Source organism: Halomonas gemina (assembly GCF_023554995.1).
GTDB lineage: Bacteria > Pseudomonadota > Gammaproteobacteria > Pseudomonadales > Halomonadaceae > Halomonas > Halomonas gemina.
Map to the genome: position 1 here is coordinate 203,807 of NZ_JAMJPK010000006.1, position 17,625 is coordinate 221,431.

The 17,625-nt window shown below is 66.6% G+C and carries 17 protein-coding genes; all 17 read left to right on the forward strand.

The annotated features are described in order from the left end of the window. Positions 1-22 precede the first annotated feature (22 nt). The 17 genes from M8009_RS14315 (at position 23) to M8009_RS14395 (ending at position 17,611) form a co-directional block, all read left to right on the forward strand. Positions 23-937, forward strand: a complete 915-nt coding sequence (locus tag M8009_RS14315; protein WP_250062368.1) for a ParB/RepB/Spo0J family partition protein — start codon at positions 23-25, stop codon at positions 935-937. 180 nt (positions 938-1,117) lie between these two features. Continuing rightward, positions 1,118-1,501, forward strand: coding sequence for an ATP synthase subunit I (locus M8009_RS14320; protein WP_250062370.1), 384 nt, complete (start codon positions 1,118-1,120; stop codon positions 1,499-1,501). 24 nt (positions 1,502-1,525) lie between these two features. Continuing rightward, complete coding sequence (atpB, locus tag M8009_RS14325) at positions 1,526-2,350, forward strand: F0F1 ATP synthase subunit A (protein WP_250062372.1); 825 nt, start codon at positions 1,526-1,528, stop codon at positions 2,348-2,350. 64 nt (positions 2,351-2,414) lie between these two features. Then, positions 2,415-2,642, forward strand: a complete 228-nt coding sequence (gene atpE / locus M8009_RS14330) for a F0F1 ATP synthase subunit C (RefSeq protein WP_023006402.1) — start codon at positions 2,415-2,417, stop codon at positions 2,640-2,642. Between the two features lie 75 nt (positions 2,643-2,717). Then, positions 2,718-3,188 (forward strand): F0F1 ATP synthase subunit B, encoded by a 471-nt coding sequence (locus tag M8009_RS14335; protein ID WP_250062374.1) that lies wholly within the window; start codon positions 2,718-2,720, stop codon positions 3,186-3,188. An 11-nt stretch (positions 3,189-3,199) separates the two neighbouring features. Continuing rightward, positions 3,200-3,736 carry a F0F1 ATP synthase subunit delta gene (locus M8009_RS14340; protein WP_250062376.1) on the forward strand — a complete coding sequence of 179 codons (537 nt, stop codon included), beginning with the start codon at positions 3,200-3,202 and terminating at the stop codon, positions 3,734-3,736. A gap of 16 nt (positions 3,737-3,752) precedes the next feature. Continuing rightward, positions 3,753-5,297, forward strand: a complete 1,545-nt coding sequence (gene atpA / locus M8009_RS14345; protein ID WP_250062378.1) for a F0F1 ATP synthase subunit alpha — start codon at positions 3,753-3,755, stop codon at positions 5,295-5,297. A 71-nt stretch (positions 5,298-5,368) separates the two neighbouring features. Further along, positions 5,369-6,250 carry a F0F1 ATP synthase subunit gamma gene (gene atpG, locus M8009_RS14350; protein WP_250062380.1) on the forward strand — a complete coding sequence of 294 codons (882 nt, stop codon included), beginning with the start codon at positions 5,369-5,371 and terminating at the stop codon, positions 6,248-6,250. A gap of 66 nt (positions 6,251-6,316) precedes the next feature. Beyond that, complete coding sequence (gene atpD / locus M8009_RS14355) at positions 6,317-7,693, forward strand: F0F1 ATP synthase subunit beta (protein ID WP_250062381.1); 1,377 nt, start codon at positions 6,317-6,319, stop codon at positions 7,691-7,693. Positions 7,694-7,718: 25 nt separating this feature from the next. Continuing rightward, positions 7,719-8,147, forward strand: a complete 429-nt coding sequence (locus M8009_RS14360; protein ID WP_250062383.1) for a F0F1 ATP synthase subunit epsilon — start codon at positions 7,719-7,721, stop codon at positions 8,145-8,147. A gap of 104 nt (positions 8,148-8,251) precedes the next feature. Beyond that, on the forward strand, positions 8,252-9,628 hold the full coding sequence (gene mgtE, locus M8009_RS14365) for a magnesium transporter (RefSeq protein ID WP_250062385.1): 1,377 nt from the start codon (positions 8,252-8,254) through the stop codon (positions 9,626-9,628). Between the two features lie 87 nt (positions 9,629-9,715). Then, complete coding sequence (locus M8009_RS14370) at positions 9,716-10,525, forward strand: undecaprenyl-diphosphate phosphatase (protein ID WP_250062387.1); 810 nt, start codon at positions 9,716-9,718, stop codon at positions 10,523-10,525. Continuing rightward, the gene (locus M8009_RS14375) at positions 10,522-11,625 is read left to right on the forward strand and encodes an FAD:protein FMN transferase (RefSeq protein WP_250062389.1); all 1,104 of its coding nucleotides are present in this window, start codon (positions 10,522-10,524) and stop codon (positions 11,623-11,625) included. Before M8009_RS14370 ends, M8009_RS14375 begins: the two co-directional genes overlap by 4 nt. Positions 11,626-11,836: 211 nt before the next feature. After that, positions 11,837-13,204, forward strand: coding sequence for a bifunctional UDP-N-acetylglucosamine diphosphorylase/glucosamine-1-phosphate N-acetyltransferase GlmU (glmU, locus tag M8009_RS14380; RefSeq protein WP_250062639.1), 1,368 nt, complete (start codon positions 11,837-11,839; stop codon positions 13,202-13,204). Between the two features lie 11 nt (positions 13,205-13,215). Then, on the forward strand, positions 13,216-15,051 hold the full coding sequence (glmS, locus tag M8009_RS14385; RefSeq protein WP_250062391.1) for a glutamine--fructose-6-phosphate transaminase (isomerizing): 1,836 nt from the start codon (positions 13,216-13,218) through the stop codon (positions 15,049-15,051). Beyond that, positions 15,048-15,923 (forward strand): DUF72 domain-containing protein, encoded by an 876-nt coding sequence (locus M8009_RS14390; protein ID WP_488592968.1) that lies wholly within the window; start codon positions 15,048-15,050, stop codon positions 15,921-15,923. The genes glmS and M8009_RS14390 overlap by 4 nt, the downstream gene beginning before the upstream one ends. Positions 15,924-16,270: 347 nt before the next feature. Next, positions 16,271-17,611, forward strand: coding sequence for a sodium-dependent transporter (locus M8009_RS14395; protein WP_250062393.1), 1,341 nt, complete (start codon positions 16,271-16,273; stop codon positions 17,609-17,611). The last annotated feature ends 14 nt before the right edge of the window (positions 17,612-17,625 follow it).

The window sequence follows — 17,625 nt, forward strand, 5'->3', positions numbered from 1 at the left end:
TGGTAGTGATGAGGGAATGTCGATGACGCGTAAACGCGCCCTGGGACGCGGCCTGGATGCCCTGATCGGTGCCAATGCCCGCCGTCGTGAAAGCCTCGACCTGCCCGAGGTCGATACGAGCGAGGCCACGCCGGTCGCGGAAGCGCCGGAGAGCCCCGCCGAGGAGCGCCTCGAGCGGCTGCCGCTGGGGCAGCTCTCCCGCGGCAAGTACCAGCCGCGTCGTGACATCCAGCCCGAGGCCCTCGAGGAGCTGGCCGACTCGATTCGCGCCCAAGGCGTGATGCAGCCCATCGTGGTCCGTCCCGTCGGCGAGGCGCGCTACGAGATCATTGCCGGCGAGCGTCGCTGGCGCGCCGCCCAACTCGCCGAGCTCGACGTGATTCCCGCGGTGATCCGCGAGGTCAGCGACGAGGTTGCGCTGGCGCTGGCGCTGATCGAGAACATCCAGCGCGAGGACCTGAACCCCGTCGAGGAGGCGATGGCCCTCAAGCGGCTGCTCGAGGAGTTCGCCCTGACCCAGCAGCAGGTGGCCGATGCCGTGGGCCGCTCCCGTGCCCAGGTGGCCAACCTGCTGCGGCTGCTGACGCTGGATCCCGAGGTCCAGACCCTGCTCGAGCGCGGTGACCTGGACATGGGCCATGCCCGTGCCCTGCTGGCGCTCTCCGGCGCCAAGCAGCGCAAGGCCGCCCATGAGGTGGTCAACAAGGACCTCACGGTCCGAGACACCGAGGCGCTGGTCAAGCGCCTTGCCAATGGGGAGCCCGCAAAACCACGGCGCGACGCGCCATCCGCGGACGTGGCCGGCCTCGAGACACGGCTCGCCGAGGTACTTGGCGCGCCCGTGAAGATCCAGCACGGGCGCGGGGGCAAGGGACGGGTCACCATCCGCTACGCCAGCCTCGACGAGCTCGACGGTATCCTGGAGCATATCCGGTGAGGCTGTCGGTGGTGGGTCCTCGTCGGTGCTGTCGACAATCTGTCCCCCTTTGGTCGAAGGCGGATCCTATATCGCCGGAATCGCCGTCACTCTGGTTGAAGGGCCGGGGGGGGTTCCCTATAATCCGCGGTTGTTTGCCTGTGGGTCGGGGCCCGACGCGCAGGGCGTGTCGAGTGAGGCATGACTAGCCACCCGGCAATGAGACGGCGACCGAACTATCGCCGACTGCTGCAGGCTCAGGGAGGCGTCGTCGTCGCCATTACGCTCCTCGGCCTGGTGGCCGGTGGGCAGGAGGTTGCCCTCTCGGCAGTGACCGGCGGGCTGGTCTGTTTCCTGCCCAATCTGTACTTTGTCTGGCGACTCGGCGTTCTGGGGGACGGCCGACAGACAAGGCGCTTCGTGTCCAGCTTCTATCGGGCCGAGGCGGGCAAGCTCGGTTTGACGGTGGCACTGTTCGCCCTGGTGTTTGCGTCAGTACCCCCTTCAAACCTGGCTTTTTTCTTTGGCGCATACGTGGCGGTCCACTTCATGCACTGGCTGGCTCCCTGGCTACTGCGTGGATGACCGACCCCAACGAGAGGCAGATCCATGGCTGGCAACAACCCCTCGCCGACCGAGTACATACAGCACCACCTGCAGAATCTGACCTTCGGTTACCATCCCGAGAACGGCTGGTCGATGGCGCACTCCGCCGCCGAGGCGCAGGAGATGGGCTTCTGGGCCCTGCACCTGGATACCATGGGCTGGTCCATCGCTATGGGTGTGCTGTTCATCTGGCTGTTCCGCAAGGCCGGAAAGGTGGCGACCACCGGGGTGCCCGGCACCCTGCAGAACATCGTCGAGATGGTCTTCGAGTTCGTCGAGAACACCGTCCATGGGGCCTTCCATGGCCGCAACCCGGTCATCGCGCCGCTGGCGCTGACGCTGTTCGTCTGGATCTTCCTGATGAACCTGCTCAAGCTGATCCCGGTGGACTATGTGCCCGAGATCTTCCTGCGCCTCGGCATCGACTACATGAAGATGGTGCCCACCACCGATCCGAACGCCACCCTGGGCATGGCGATCGGCGTCTTCCTGCTGATCATCTACTACAGCCTCAAGGTCAAGGGCGCGGGCGGTTTCGCCAAGGAGCTCTCGCTGACGCCGTTCAACCACTGGTCGCTGATCCCCTTCAATTTGGTCATGGAAGTGATCGGCCTGCTGGTGAAGCCGCTCAGCCTCGGCCTGCGTCTGTTCGGCAACATGTTCGCCGGCGAGGTGATTTTCATCCTCATCGCCCTGCTGCCGTTCTGGGTGATGTGGACGCTGAACGTGCCCTGGGCGATCTTCCATATCCTGGTCATTACCCTGCAGGCCTTCATCTTCACCGTGCTGTCCGTCGTCTACCTGAGCCAGGCGCACGAACATCACTGAAACGCGCAACACTTGATCAACCCCCAACCCTTTAACCTCAACTCGAGAAACTAGGAGCACCACCATGGAACTCGTCTACATTGCTGCCTCCCTCATGATCGGTCTGGGCGCCCTCGGCACCGGCATCGGCTTCGCCATCCTCGGTGGCAAGCTGCTGGAATCCACCGCGCGCCAGCCGGAGCTGGGTGACCAGCTGCAGACCAAGACCTTCCTGATGGCCGGCCTGCTGGACGCCGTGCCGATGATCGGTGTCGGTATCGCGATGTACCTGATCTTCGTTGTCGCCGGTTAACGTGCTGCATACCGGGCGCCCTGCGCTCGGTTTGCCTGTTTCCGGTCGCCACGAACCAGTCAGAGGTACATCCCTGTGAATATCAACATGACGCTTATCGGGCAGACGATCGCCTTCGCGATCTTTGTCTGGTTCTGCATAAAGTTTGTGTGGCCGCCGATCAGCAACGCGCTCCACGAGCGGCAGCGCAAGATTGCCGATGGTCTCGATGCGGCCAGCCGGGCTTCACGCGACCTCGAGCTCGCCCAGGAGAAGGCAGACGCCACCCTGCGCGAGAGCAAGGAGCAGGCTTCCCAGATCCTCGAGCAGGCCAACAAGCGCTCCTCGCAGATGATCGAGGAGGCCCGCGAGCAGGCCCGCGCCGAAGGTGAGCGCATCGTGGCTTCCGCGCGTGCCGAGATCGACCAGGAAGTCCAGCGTGCCAAGGACGAACTTCGCGCCCAGGTGTCGTATCTGGCGGTCTCCGGGGCCGAGCGGGTTCTTGAAGCCTCCGTCGACGAGAAGGCACATCGCAAGCTGCTCGACAAGCTTGCTGCCGAACTGTGAGGAGGTGATCCATGGCGGAACTGTCTACCGTCGCACGACCCTATGCCAAGGCAGCGTTCGGCTATGCCCGTGACCAGCAGGTGCTGGATGCCTGGTCCGGCTGGCTGGTCACGCTGGGTCGAGTCGTCGCCGTGCGTGATGTCGAGAAACTTCTGACCCATCCGGGACTGACCGCCGAGCGCAAGGTGGCCCTGCTGCTGGAGCTGGCGGAAGTCGACATCGACGAGGCGGCGCGTCGCTTCCTCGACACCCTGGGCGAGAAGGGCCGCCTGCCGGCCCTGACGGCCATCGCCGAACAGTTCGAGCGGCTGCGCGCCGAGCTCGAGAAGCGCGTCGATGTCACCGTGGTCTCGGCCTACCCGCTCGACGACAAGCAGCAGAACAAGCTCGCCGGTGCGCTCAAGAAGCGCCTGAATCGCGAAATCTCCATTACCACTCAGGTGGACTCCGCGCTTCTCGGTGGTGTCATCCTGCGTGCCGGCGACACCGTCATCGACGGGTCGGTACGCGGTCGACTGACGCGCCTTTCCGAAGCCCTTACCGCTTGAGTCTGAGGGACATGGCATGCAGCAACTGAATCCTTCCGAGATCAGCGACATCATCAAGCAGCGTATCGAGAAGCTGGATGTCGCATCCGAAGCCCGCAATCAGGGCACCATCGTCAGCGTCTCCGACGGCATCGTGAAAGTGCACGGCCTCGAGGACGCGATGTTCGGTGAAATGATCGAGTTCCCCGGCAGTATCTTCGGCATGGTGCTCAACCTCGAGCGCGACTCCGTGGGCGCCGTGGTGCTGGGCGACTACCTGCAGCTCGAAGAGGGCATGACCGCCCAGTGTACCGGGCGCATCCTCGAGGTCCCGGTGGGCCCCGAGCTGGTCGGCCGCGTGGTCGACGCCCTGGGCAATCCCATCGATGGCAAGGGCGATATCAACGCCAAGCTGACGGATGCGGTGGAGAAGGTCGCCCCCGGCGTCATCACCCGCCAGTCGGTCGACGAGCCGGTGCAGACCGGCCTCAAGTCCATCGACGCCATGGTGCCGATCGGCCGCGGCCAGCGTGAGCTGATCATCGGCGACCGCCAGATCGGCAAGTCGGCCATCGCCATCGACGCCATCATCAACCAGAAAGGCAAGGGTATTACCTGCGTCTACGTGGCCATCGGCCAGAAGCAGTCGACCATTGCCAACGTGGTGCGCAAGCTCGAGGAGCACGGCGCGATGGAGCACACCATCGTGGTCGCCGCCGGCGCCGCCGACCCGGCCCCGATGCAGTTCCTCGCGGCCTATTCCGGCTGCACCATGGGCGAGTACTTCCGCGACCGCGGTGAAGACGCGCTGATCGTCTATGATGACCTCTCCAAGCAGGCCGTGGCCTATCGCCAGGTCTCCCTGCTGCTGCGTCGTCCGCCGGGCCGTGAGGCCTATCCGGGTGATGTCTTCTACCTGCACTCTCGCCTGCTGGAGCGTGCCGCCCGCGTGAATGCCGACTTTGTCGAGAAGTTCACCAATGGCGAAGTGAAGGGCAAGACCGGCTCGCTGACGGCCCTGCCGATCATCGAGACCCAGGGCGGTGACGTCTCGGCCTTCGTGCCGACCAACGTGATCTCGATCACCGACGGTCAGATCTTCCTCGAGACCGACCTGTTCAACTCGGGCATCCGTCCGGCGATCAACGCCGGTCTCTCGGTCTCCCGTGTCGGCGGTTCGGCTCAGACCAAGATCATCAAGAAGCTCGGCGGCAGCGTGCGCCTGGCCCTGGCCCAGTATCGCGAGCTGGCGGCCTTCGCCCAGTTCGCCTCCGACCTGGACGAGGCCACCCGCAAGCAGCTGGAGCATGGTCAGCGCGTCACCGAGCTGATGAAGCAGAACCAGTACTCGCCGATGTCCGTGGCCGAGATGGCCCTCTCCCTGTATGCCGCCAACGAGGGCTACCTGGAGGAGGTCGAGGTCAACAAGGTGCTGGACTTCGAGCGCGCCCTGCGTGACTTCATGAAGGCCGAATACGCCGAGCTGCTCGACAAGATCAATCAGACCGGCGACTACAGCGACGAGATCCAGCAAGGGCTGAAAGAGGGTCTCGACAAGTTCAAGGCCACTCAGAGCTGGTAATCCCGTTGGCCCGTCCCGCATGCGGGGCGGGCCCTGGAGCTTTCTGAGTGCCACGAACGGAGTAGATCGCTATGGCAGCTGCAAAAGAGATACGCACCCAGATCGGGAGCATCAAGAACACGCAGAAGATCACCAGCGCCATGGAAATGGTCGCGGCGTCGAAGATGCGCAAGGCCCAGGACCTGATGAAGGCCAGCCAGCCCTATGCGCGTCAGATCCGCAACGTGGTCTCGCATGTCGCCGATGCCAACCCGGAGTACCGTCACCCCTGGATGGTCGAGCGCGACGCCAAACGGGTCGGCTATATCGTGGTCTCCACCGACCGTGGCCTGTGTGGCGGCCTGAACGTCAACCTGTTCAAGGCCGTGGTCAAGGATGCCAGGGCATGGCGCGACCAGGGCGCGGAGCTCGACTTCTGTGCCCTGGGCTCCAAGGCCGGCACCTTCTTCAAGAGCTATGGGGGCAACCTCGTCGCGGCGAAGAGCGGCCTGGGCGAGTCGCCCGAGGTCGAGGACCTGATCGGCAGCGTGAAGGTGATGCTGGATGCCTATGACGAGGGCGAGCTGGACCGCCTGTTCGTGGTGTACAACGAGTTCGTCAACACCATGACCCAGAAGCCGGTGGTCCGCCAGCTGTTGCCCCTGTCGCCCGACATGGGAACGGATCCGCACGACGAAGAAGACAAGCGTCCCGGTAGCTGGGACTACCTGTATGAGCCGGATGCCAAGGCGCTGCTGGATAGCCTGCTGGTGAGATTCGTCGAATCGCAGGTCTATCAGGCGGTGGTCGAGAACGGGGCCTGTGAGCAGGCCGCGCGGATGATCGCCATGAAGAGTGCCACCGACAACGCCGGTAACCTCATCGACGACCTGGAGCTGGTGTACAACAAGGCCCGTCAGGCGGCCATTACCCAGGAAATCTCCGAGATCGTCGGTGGTGCCGCCGCCGTATAGCGCCAGGGGAGGCCATGGCCCTCCCGGCATGCAGGTTTCATTTTCAGGTATTTGAGAGGAACCAAGATGAGCGGACGTATCGTACAAATCATCGGCGCGGTGATTGACGTAGAGTTTCCGCGGGACGATGTTCCCAAGGTCTACGACGCGCTGAAGGTCTCCGAGAAAGAGACCATTCTCGAGACCCAGCAGCAGCTGGGTGACGGCGTGGTGCGCACCATCGCCATGGGCTCCACCGAAGGGCTCAAGCGCGGCATGGACGTCACCAACACCGGTGCCGCCATCTCCGTGCCGGTGGGCACGGAGACGCTGGGTCGCATCATGAACGTACTCGGTGAGCCCATCGACGAGGCGGGGGATATCGGCGAGCAGGAGCGCATGCCGATCCACCGCAAGGCGCCGGGCTACGCCGACCAGGCGGTCTCCAACGAGCTGCTCGAGACCGGCATCAAGGTCATCGATCTGGTCTGCCCGTTCGCCAAGGGCGGCAAGGTCGGCTTGTTCGGCGGCGCCGGCGTGGGCAAGACCGTCAACATGATGGAGCTGATCCGCAACATCGCCACCGAGCACAGCGGCTACTCGGTCTTCGCGGGTGTCGGCGAGCGTACCCGTGAGGGTAACGACTTCTACCACGAGATGACCGAGTCCAACGTCATCGACAAGGTGTCGCTGGTCTATGGCCAGATGAACGAACCGCCCGGCAACCGCCTGCGCGTGGCCCTGACCGGCCTGACCATCGCCGAGAAGTTCCGCGATGAAGGCCGCGACGTGCTGCTGTTCGTCGACAACATCTACCGCTACACCCTGGCCGGCACCGAGGTCTCCGCTCTGCTGGGCCGGATGCCCTCCGCGGTGGGCTACCAGCCGACCCTGGCCGAGGAGATGGGCGTGCTCCAGGAGCGCATCACCTCCACCAAGACCGGCTCGATCACCTCTGTGCAGGCCGTCTACGTGCCCGCGGACGACCTGACCGACCCGTCGCCGGCGACCACCTTCTCGCACCTGGACGCCACCGTGGTGCTGGCGCGCTCCATCGCCGAGTTGGGTATCTATCCGGCCATCGATCCGCTGGACTCCACCTCGCGTCAGCTCGACCCGCTGGTCGTCGGCGAGGAGCACTACAACACCGCCCGCGGCGTGCAGAACGTGCTGCAGCGCTACAAGGAGCTCAAGGACATCATCGCGATCCTGGGCATGGACGAGCTGTCCGACGAGGACAAGCTGGCCGTGAACCGGGCACGCAAGATCCAGCGCTTCCTGTCGCAGCCGTTCTTCGTGGCCGAGGTGTTCACCGGCTCGCCCGGCAAGTACGTGTCCCTCAAGGACACCATCCGCGGCTTCCAGGGCATCCTCGACGGCGAGTACGACGAGCTGCCGGAGCAGGCCTTCTACATGGTCGGCACCATCGACGAGGCCGTCGAGAAAGCCAACCAGATGAAGTAATCCCGTCTACCTGGGAGACGTCGTCATGACGAAAAGCTTCAAGTGCGAGATCGTCAGCGCCGAGGAGGGGATCTTCTCCGGCCAGATCGAGCGGATCATCGCCACCGGTCGCATGGGTGAGCTGGGGATCCTCCCCGGCCACGCCCCGCTGCTGACCGAGCTCAAGCCGGGCCCGGTGCGTGTGATCCATGATGGCGGCCAGGAGGAGAACTACTATGTCTCGGGAGGCTTCCTGGAAGTCCAGCCGGATGTGGTGACCATCCTGGCCGACGCGGCCACCCGCGCCCATGACCTCGATGAGGCGGCGGCCGAGGAGGCACGTCAGCAGGCGCTGAAGAACCTCAACGATAAGTCCGCCGAGCTGGACTACACCCGGGCATCGGCCGAGCTGGCCGAGGCTGCGGCCCAGCTGCGCACGATCCAGCAACTGCGCAAGAAGGCCGGCAAGGGCTGATCCCGCCTGGTGCCGTCGACCGCGCCCCCCGTACCCAGTGTCCGGGGGGCGTTGTCGTCTCTGGCGGCCCCGGCTGACGACACGGCGTTCACAGGAGGATAGCCATGTCCCTCGATGACACCCTGCAGCCGCACCGTGCGGCGCTGATGACCGCCCTGGAGGAGGAGGACGGCGATCGACTCGGCATGCTGCTGCGCGAGCTGCGTTCGGCGGACATCGGCGAGATCGTCGAGAACGCCCTGGGCGAGGACGAGGAGGGCCTGCCGGTGGCCCTGGCCCTGCTCGATGGCCTGCCCCTCGAGCGGCGTGCCAACGTGCTGGGCTACCTGCCCGGCGAGGAGCAGCGGGCGGTCGCCGAGGCGATGGAGGACAAGGCGCTGCTGCTGCTGCTCGAGGAGATGGGCTCCGACGAGCGGACCGACCTGTTCAAGGTGCTGGACGAGGATCGGCGCGAGGCCCTGCTGCGTCGCATGGCCCACCGCGAGCGCGAGGAGCTCAAGCGGCTGGCCAGCTACGAGGAGGGCACCGCCGGGGCGATCATGACCGCGGACTACGTGGCCATCCCGACGGGGATGACCGTCTCCCGTGCCCTGATGCGGGTGCGGCAGACGGCCCCGGATGCCGAGACGGTCTACCAGCTCTATATCATCGACCCCGAGGGGCGCTTGGCCGGCACCCTGTCGCTGCGCCAGCTGATGGTGGCGCGCCCCGGGGCGCTGATCGACGAACTGATGATCAAGGACGTGATCAGCGCCAGCGTGGACGAGGCCCAGGAGGAGGTGGCACGGACCGTCGCCCGCTACGACCTGCTGGCCCTGCCGGTGGTCGACGCCGACCGTCGCCTGGTGGGTATCGTCACCCATGACGACGCCATGGACGTGGTCGAGTCCGAGGCCACCGAGGATATCCACAAGGGGATGTCCATCGGTGCGCTGGAGGACGGGGTCAGCCGGGTGCCGCTATGGAGCCTCTATCGCAAGCGGGTCACCTGGCTGGTACTGCTGGTGTTCGGCAACCTCTTCTCCGGGGCCGGCATCGCCTACTTCGAGGAGACCATCGCCGCCCAGGTGGCGCTGGTGTTCTTCCTGCCGCTGCTGATTGGCAGCGGCGGCAACGCCGGTGCCCAGGCCGCCACCCTGATGGTGCGCGGCATGGCCACCGGCGACGTGGGCGTCAAGGACTGGGGCAAGCTGCTGGGACGCGAGCTGCTGGTGGCCGGCTCCCTGGGGCTGACCATGGCGCTGGCCGTGGCACCCATCGGGGTGATCCGCGGCGGCGAGGCGGTGGCGATGGTGGTGGCGGTGAGCATGATCTGTATCGTGCTGTTCGGCAGCCTGCTGGGCATGTGCCTGCCCTTCGTGCTCGACCGCCTCGGCTGGGACCCGGCCACCGCCTCGGCGCCGCTGGTGACTACCGTGATCGATGCCTCGGGGGTGGTGATCTACTTCGGCTTTGCCACCGCCATGCTGTCGGGAGTCTGAGCCCCTGACGGCGGACAGCCGGGCCGAGGATGTGTATCCTCTGCTTCCGCCGAGATGCCGGCGTCCTCCACCCACATGGACCGTTTCATGGACTGGCTACAGATCTTCGTCCTCTCGATCGTTCAGGGTTTGACCGAGTTCCTGCCGATCTCCAGCTCCGCCCATCTGATCCTGGTGCCGGTCTTGACCGACTGGGACGATCAGGGCCTGGCCTTCGACGTCGCCCTGCACATCGGCAGCCTGAGCGCGGTGGTGCTCTACTTCCGCCATGAGCTGGCCGGGATGACCGCCAGCTGGTGTCGTAGCGTGGCGGGCCGGGGCTGTGACGAGGACGCGCGACTGGCCTGGTGGGTGATCCTCGCCACCATCCCGGTGGGGCTCGCCGGGCTGGCCTTCCAGGACACCATCGAGGTCGTCATGCGCTCGCCGCTGGTCATCGCCGGCGGCCTGATCGGGTTCGGCCTGTTGCTCGCCTACGCCGACTGGCACCGCCGCGGCTCGCGAAACGAGTACCACCTGAGCTGGCAGGATGCCCTCTGGATCGGCCTGGCCCAGGCCCTGGCGCTGATCCCGGGAACTTCCCGTTCCGGCATCACCATGACCGCCGGGCTGCTGCTGGGCCTGAATCGGGAGGGCGCGGCGCGCTTCTCCTTCCTGCTGTCGATCCCGGTGATCGTGCTGGCCGGTGGCCTGGAGATCCTGGGACTCGCCGGCGCTCCCGGACCGGTGGACTGGGGCGCCCTGATCATGGGGGCGCTCCTCTCGGGCATCAGCGCCTATCTCTGCATCCACTTCTTCCTGGTCTTCATCAAGCGCATCGGCATGCAGCCCTTCGTGGTCTATCGCCTGGTGCTGGGTGTGGCCCTGATCTGGCTATTCGGAGGTTCCCCGTCATGAGCGTGTGGCGTCCCCTGTGGCTGCTCCTGCTGATTACCCTGCTGGCGGGCTGTTCCGAACGCGACCGGCCGCTGGAGTCGCCGGTGACCCTGGAGGGGGAGACCTTCGGCACATTCTACCAGGTGACCATCGCCGACCCCCTGACCCAGGGTGAGGCCAATGAGTTGGAGGAGGGCATCCAGGCCGAGCTCGAGGCGGTCGATGCGGCCATGTCCACCTGGCGCGAGGATTCCGAGCTCATGGCCTTTAACGAGGCGCCGCTGGGCAAGTGGCAGCCGCTCTCCGACGAGCTGATCGAGGTGATGGCCATCGGCCAGTCGGTGGCCGAGGCCAGCGACGGGGCCTTCGACATGACCATCGGCGGACTGGTCAACCTGTGGAGCTTCGGGCCCGAGGCGCGGCCCCGCGAGATACCGGACGAGGCCACCCTGGCCGCCCGACTGGCCGAGATCGGCCCCGGCAGCCTGGAGGTCGACGAGCGGGCGTTCCAGGCGCGCCGCCTGCGCGATGTCTTCGTCGACCTCTCCGGCGTGGCCAAGGGGCACGCCACCGACCGGCTGGCGGCCTACCTGACCCAGCAGGAACTCGATCACTACCTGGTCAACCTCGGCGGCGAGGTCAGGGTGCGCGGCCATCGCGACACCGAGTCCGCACCCTGGCGCATCGGCGTCGAGATCCCCCAGGACGGCCCCCGAGAGGCCCAGCACGTGCTGGGCCTGGAGGATATCGCTGTCGCCACCTCCGGCGACTACCGCAACTACTTCGAACATGACGGCCAGCGCTACTCCCACACCCTGGACCCGCGCACCGGCCGGCCCATCGACCATCGCCTGGCTTCGGTGACCGTCATCCACCCCTCGGACGCCTGGGCCGATGCCTGGGCCACCGCGCTGCTGGTGCTCGGCGAGGAAGCCGGTATGGCGCTGGCCCTGGAGCGGTCGCTCGCGGTGCTGATGCTGGTGCGCCAGGACGAGGGCTGGACAAGCCTCGCCAGCCCGGCCTTCGTGGACCACTTCGGCCGCGAGGTCGTCGACGAACTCGGCGTGACCGTATCCGATGGACCGGCATCCGGTGCGGCGGCGGAGGCAGGACGCCCCTAGGCTTCGTCAGAAAAGTCGGCGAGCGAAGGTCAGATAAGGCAAAAATCGCCGAAAAGACGGAGTTTACGGGTTGTAAATGAGTACTTTGAGTCGATTTTTAACGCCGAATGGCCGAGCGTAGCCAGTTTTCGGACATAGCCTAGACATGGCGGCAGAGGCGGGACGCCCCTTAGAATAGACGGGATGAGATGAACCAGCACAAGGAGTCATGATGACGCTCGACGTGGTGATACTGGCAGCGGGGCAGGGAACCCGCATGCGCTCGACCCGGCCCAAGGTGCTGCACCGCCTGGCCGGCAAGCCGATGGTGCGTCACGTGATCGACACCGCTCGCGGGCTCGAGGCCGAGCGCACCCATGTGGTGGTCGGCCATGGGGCCGAGCTGGTCCGCGAGGCGCTGGCCGACTGCCGGGTGCACTTCGCCCTGCAGGCCGAGCAGAAAGGCACCGGCCATGCCGTGGCTCAGACCCTGGAGGCACTCGGCGAGGGCCGGGTGCTGGTGCTCTATGGCGACGTGCCGCTGATCCGCCGCGAGACCCTGGTCGAGCTGCTGGCCCATGTCGACGAGCGGCACCTGGGCCTGCTCACCGTGACCCTGGAGGATCCCGCGGGCTACGGGCGCATCCTGCGCAACGCGGCCGGTGAGGTGGTGGCCATCGTCGAGCACAAGGATGCCTCCGAGACCGAGCGAGCCGTGCGCGAGTGCAATACCGGCATCATGGCCATGACCGCCGCCCAGCTTCGGCGCTGGCTGCCGCGTCTCTCCGCCGACAACGCCCAGGGCGAGTACTACCTGACCGACATCATCGCCATGGCCGCCGCCGAGGGCGTGAGGATCGCCACCGCCCAGCCGGCGCGTCCGCTGGAGGTCGAGGGCGTCAACAACCGTGCCCAGATGGCCCGCCTGGAGCGCGCCCACCAGCACGACATCGCCGAGCGGCTGATGGAGCAGGGGGTGGCGCTGGCCGACCCGTCGCGCCTCGACGTGCGCGGCCACCTGACCTGCGGCCATGATGTCGAGATCGACGTGGGCTGTGTCTTCGAGGGCGAGGTGGAACTGGGCGAGGGGGTGCGCATCGGGCCCCACTGCGTGATCCGCGACAGCCATGTCGGCGCCGAGAGCGTGATCGAACCCCACAGCGTCCTCGACGGCGCGGTGGTGGCCGGCCGCAATCGCATCGGTCCCTTCGCCCGGCTGCGGCCCGGCTCGCGGCTGGCGGTGGGCGCCCGGGTCGGCAACTTCGTCGAGACCAAGAACGTCGAGGTGGGCGAGGGCAGTAAGATCAACCACCTGAGCTATGTGGGCGATGCCCGGCTGGGGCATGACGTCAACGTCGGCGCCGGCACCATCACCTGCAACTATGATGGCGTCAACAAGCACCGTACCGAGATCGGCGACGAGGCCTTCATCGGCTCCAACACCGCCCTGGTGGCGCCGGTCAGCATCGGCCGCGGCGCCACCGTGGGCGCCGGCTCGACCATCAGCAAGGATGTCGCCGACAACGCCCTGGCCGTCTCCCGGGGCCGCCAGGTCAGCAAGGCCGACTGGCCGCGGCCGACCAAGCGTCAGGAACCCTGAGGAGAGTTCATATGTGTGGAATCGTCGGTGCCGTTGCCGAACGCAACGTCCAGGGCATCCTGCTGGAGGGGCTCAAGCGCCTGGAGTACCGCGGCTACGACTCCGCCGGCATGGCGGTGCTCGACCCGCAGGGTCGCCTGCGGCGGCGGCGTGCCCTGGGCAAGGTGGCGGCCCTGGAGGAGCGCCTGGTCGCCGAGCCGCTGCCGGGACATAGCGGGATCGCCCATACCCGCTGGGCGACCCACGGCCGCCCCAGCGAGGTGAATGCCCATCCCCACCAGTCCGGCGAGCGCCTGGCGGTGGTGCACAACGGCATCATCGAGAACCATGAGGCCCTGCGACGCGAGCTAGAGGCCGAGGGCTACGCCTTCACCTCCGAGACAGATACCGAGGTGATCGCCCACCTGCTGGAGCGGGAGAGCCGCCAGGCCGGCGACCTGCTCACCGCCGTACGGCGGGTGCTGGCCCGGCTCGACGGCGCCTATGCGCTGGGCGTGATCCATGCCGAGGAACCTGACGTCGTCATCGGCGCCCGCAAGGGCAGCCCGCTGGTGGTGGGGGTGGGCATCGACGAGGCCTTCCTGGCCTCCGACCCCCTAGCCCTGCTGCAGGTCACCGACCGCTTCATCTACCTTCAGGAGGGTGACGCGGTGCGCCTCTCCGCCGGGGGGCGCATCGAGGTGTTCGACGCCCGGGGCAGCGCGGTCGAGCGCGAGGTGCAGACCTTCGAGCATGGCGACGGGGCGGCCAGCAAGGGCGACTATCGCCACTTCATGCTCAAGGAGATCCATGAGCAGCCGATGGTGATCGCCGCGGCCCTGGAAGGGCGCCTGGGCGAGCGCTCGGTGCTGGTGGAGAGCTTCGGCCCCGAGGCCGAGGCCCTCTTCCGGCAGGCCAGGCAGATCCATATCGTCGCCTGCGGCACCAGCTACCATGCCGGCATGGTGGCCCGCTATTGGCTCGAGCGCTATGCCGGCGTGCCGGTGCAGGTGGAGGTTGCCTCGGAGTATCGCTATCGCCAGGTGGTGGTACCCGAGGGGACCCTCTTCGTGACCCTCTCCCAGTCCGGCGAGACCGCCGACACCCTGGCGGCGCTGCGCTTCGCCCGGGAACGCGGCTATCTGGCCAGCCTGGCGATCTGCAACGTGCCGGGCAGCTCCCTGGTGCGCGAGTCGGACCTGAACCTGATGACCCAGGCCGGCCCCGAGATCGGCGTGGCCTCCACCAAGGCCTTCACCACCCAGCTCACCGCCCTGATGCTGCTGACCCTGGCGCTGGGCCGGGTGCGAGGCCTGGCCGAGGCCGAGCAGGCTAGCCTGGTCCAGGGGCTGCGTGAGCTGCCCGGCCTGGTGGCCCGGGTGCTGGAGCTGGACCCGGCCATCGAGCGGCTCTCCATGGCCTTCGCCGAGAAGCACCATGCCCTCTTCCTGGGTCGCGGTACCCACTTCCCCATCGCCCTGGAGGGGGCGCTCAAGCTCAAGGAGATCTCCTACATCCACGCCGAGGCCTACCCGGCGGGCGAGCTCAAGCACGGCCCATTGGCGCTGGTCGATAGCGAGATGCCGGTCATCTCCGTGGCACCCAACGACGAGCTCCTCGACAAGCTCAAGTCCAACCTCCAGGAGGTGCGGGCCCGCGGCGGCGAGCTCTTCGTCTTCGCCGACGAGCAGGTGGGGCTGGCCGAGGAGGAGCACGTGCACGTGCTGCGCCTGCCCCATGTGCACGAGGCACTGGCGCCGATCCTCTATACCCTGCCGCTGCAGCTGCTCAGCTACCACGTGGCGGTGCTCAAGGGCACCGATGTGGACCAGCCACGCAACCTGGCCAAGTCCGTCACCGTGGAGTGAGTCCGCGCGACACCTCGCCGCGCCTTCACCTGGGCCTGCCCATGTGGGCCAATCCCGACTGGCGCGGCGGCCTCTATCCGCCCCATGGCGGCAGCGACGGCTGGCTCGCCGATTACGCGCGGGTGTTCGCCACCGTGGAGGGCAACACCACCTTCTACAGCGGCGCTCCGCGGGAGGCGACGGTGGCGGCCTGGGCCCGCCAGGCGCCGCCGGGCTTTCGCTTCTGCTTCAAGCTGCCGGCGAGCCTGACTCATGAGCGGCGCCTGGTCGGCATCGAGGCGGCGTTCGACGGCTTCCTCGAGGCACTCACTCCGCTGCATGACCGGCTCGGCCCGATGATGGTCCAGCTGCCCCGGGATTTCGGTCCCGACGAGCTGCCTCGGCTGGACCATCTGCTGGCACGCTGGCCGGCAGGGATTCCCTGTGCCGTGGAAGTGCGTCATAGGGAATTTTTCCACAAGGGGAGGGCCGAGCAGGCCCTCAACCGAATGTTGATAACTTATGGCGCTAACCGCGTGATGCTCGACGTGCGCCCGCTCTTCGCCACCGCTCCCGGCGGCCATCCGGGACTCCAGCACGCCCAGGCCGAGAAGCCGAGAGTCCCATTACACGTGCTTTCCACGGGAGACTGCCCGCTGGTGCGCTTCATCGGTCACCTGGACGGCGACCTCAACGAGCGCTGTTTCAGGCCCTGGATCGAACGCCTCATCCTGTGGATAGATCAGGGGAAAACCCCTTACCTGATGGTGCATACCCCAGACAACCGCGGGGCACCGCAGCTGGCGCGTCGCCTGTATTCGCGGCTTTGTGAACACCGTTCGCTCCCTCCCCTCGAGGCGTTCGCAGGCGAAGCTCAGGCGTCGCTTTTCTAGCTCGTTGTCTACGCCTAAAGAGGGGTGGGCAATCTCGCCATGGCGTCTAGCCACCAAGCGTTTGATCGGATAGTTTTATGGGTCGGAGTGCCAATCCCCATGGATATTGACTGGATCCTGCGTACAACCCGCGTGGATCTTGCGAATATCGGGCACCCGGGCATCTCCCGTTCCTTGCCGCACCGGCCCGGGACGCGCGAAGTGCGACACGGCAGCGATCCTGCCTGGATCCTGTCATGCTCTGGACGGCGTCGTGTGACCCATGGCGCCCTGGACGTGGCAATGACAAGCACAAGCCGTCATCGCGCCGGATCGGCCGTTGGCGACACGTACACTCAGGGTGAAACATGTCGAAACTCTCCCACGCACAGTGGTCATCGAAGATGGCCTTCATTCTGGCAGCCACCGGCTCGGCGGTGGGGCTAGGCAATATCTGGCGTTTTTCCTACATGGTGGGTGACAGCGGGGGCGCGGCCTTCGTGCTCATCTACCTGGCCTGTGTGGCCCTGGTGGGTCTGCCGATCCTGGTGGCGGAATGGCTGATCGGTCGCCGTGGCCAGGAGAACCCGATCAATTCCATGGTCGACCTGGCCCGCAAGAACGGCCGACTGCCCGCCTGGGCGCTGGTCGGCGCCAGCGGGGTGCTGGCCGCCTTCCTGATCCTCTCCTTCTACAGCGTGATCGGTGGCTGGTCGCTCTCCTACACCCTCGGCTCGGTGACCGGGGCCTTCAGCGGCCAGGACGCCGATGGCGTCGGCGAGATCTTCAGCGGCCTGCTGGGCAACCCCGTGGCCCTGACCCTGTGGCACACCGCCTTCATGGCGCTGGTGATCTGGATCGTGGCGCGTGGCGTCACCAAGGGCCTGGAGGGCGCCGTGCGCACCCTGATGCCGGCCCTGGTGGTGCTGATGCTGGTGCTGGTGGGTTACGGCATGACCACCGGCCATTTCGGCGAGGCGCTGGCCTTCATGTTCAGCCCCGACTGGGGCGCGGTCACCGGCGAGGTGGTGCTGGCCGCCATGGGCCAGGCCTTCTTCACCCTGTCGCTGGGCATGGGCATCATGATGGCCTACGGCTCCTACCTGGGCGAGGACGTCAACCTGATCGGCACGGCCCGCACGGTGATCATCCTGGATACCACCATTGCCCTGCTGGCGGGCCTGGCCATCTTCCCCATCGTCTTCGCCAACGGCCTGAGCCCGGGGGAGGGACCCGGCCTGATCTTCGTCACCCTGCCGCTGGCCTTCGGCAACATGACCGGAGGCATGATCCTCGGCCTGATGTTCTTCCTGCTGCTGACCTTCGCTGCCCTGACCTCGGCGATCTCGCTGCTGGAGCCGGTGGTGGAGCTGATGGAGGAGCGCACCCCGCTCTCCCGCGTGGCGGCCACCCTGGTGGGCGGCGTGGCAGTCTGGGCGTTGGGTATCGCGGCGCTGATGTCGTTCAACGTCTGGGACAGCTTCCTGATCCTGGGCCTGAACGTCTTCGACCTGCTGGACACCTTCACCAGCAAGTTCCTGCTGCCGCTGACCGGCCTCGGGGCCATCCTGTTCGTGGCCTGGCGGCTGGACCGCGACAGCGTGGTGGCCGAGCTGAACCTGACCGGCGGCCAGGCGACGCTGTGGCATGTTGTGTCCCGCTTCGTGGCGCCGATCGGCGTGATCCTGGTCTTCGTCTCGAGCCTGTGAGACGCGAGCGCCGG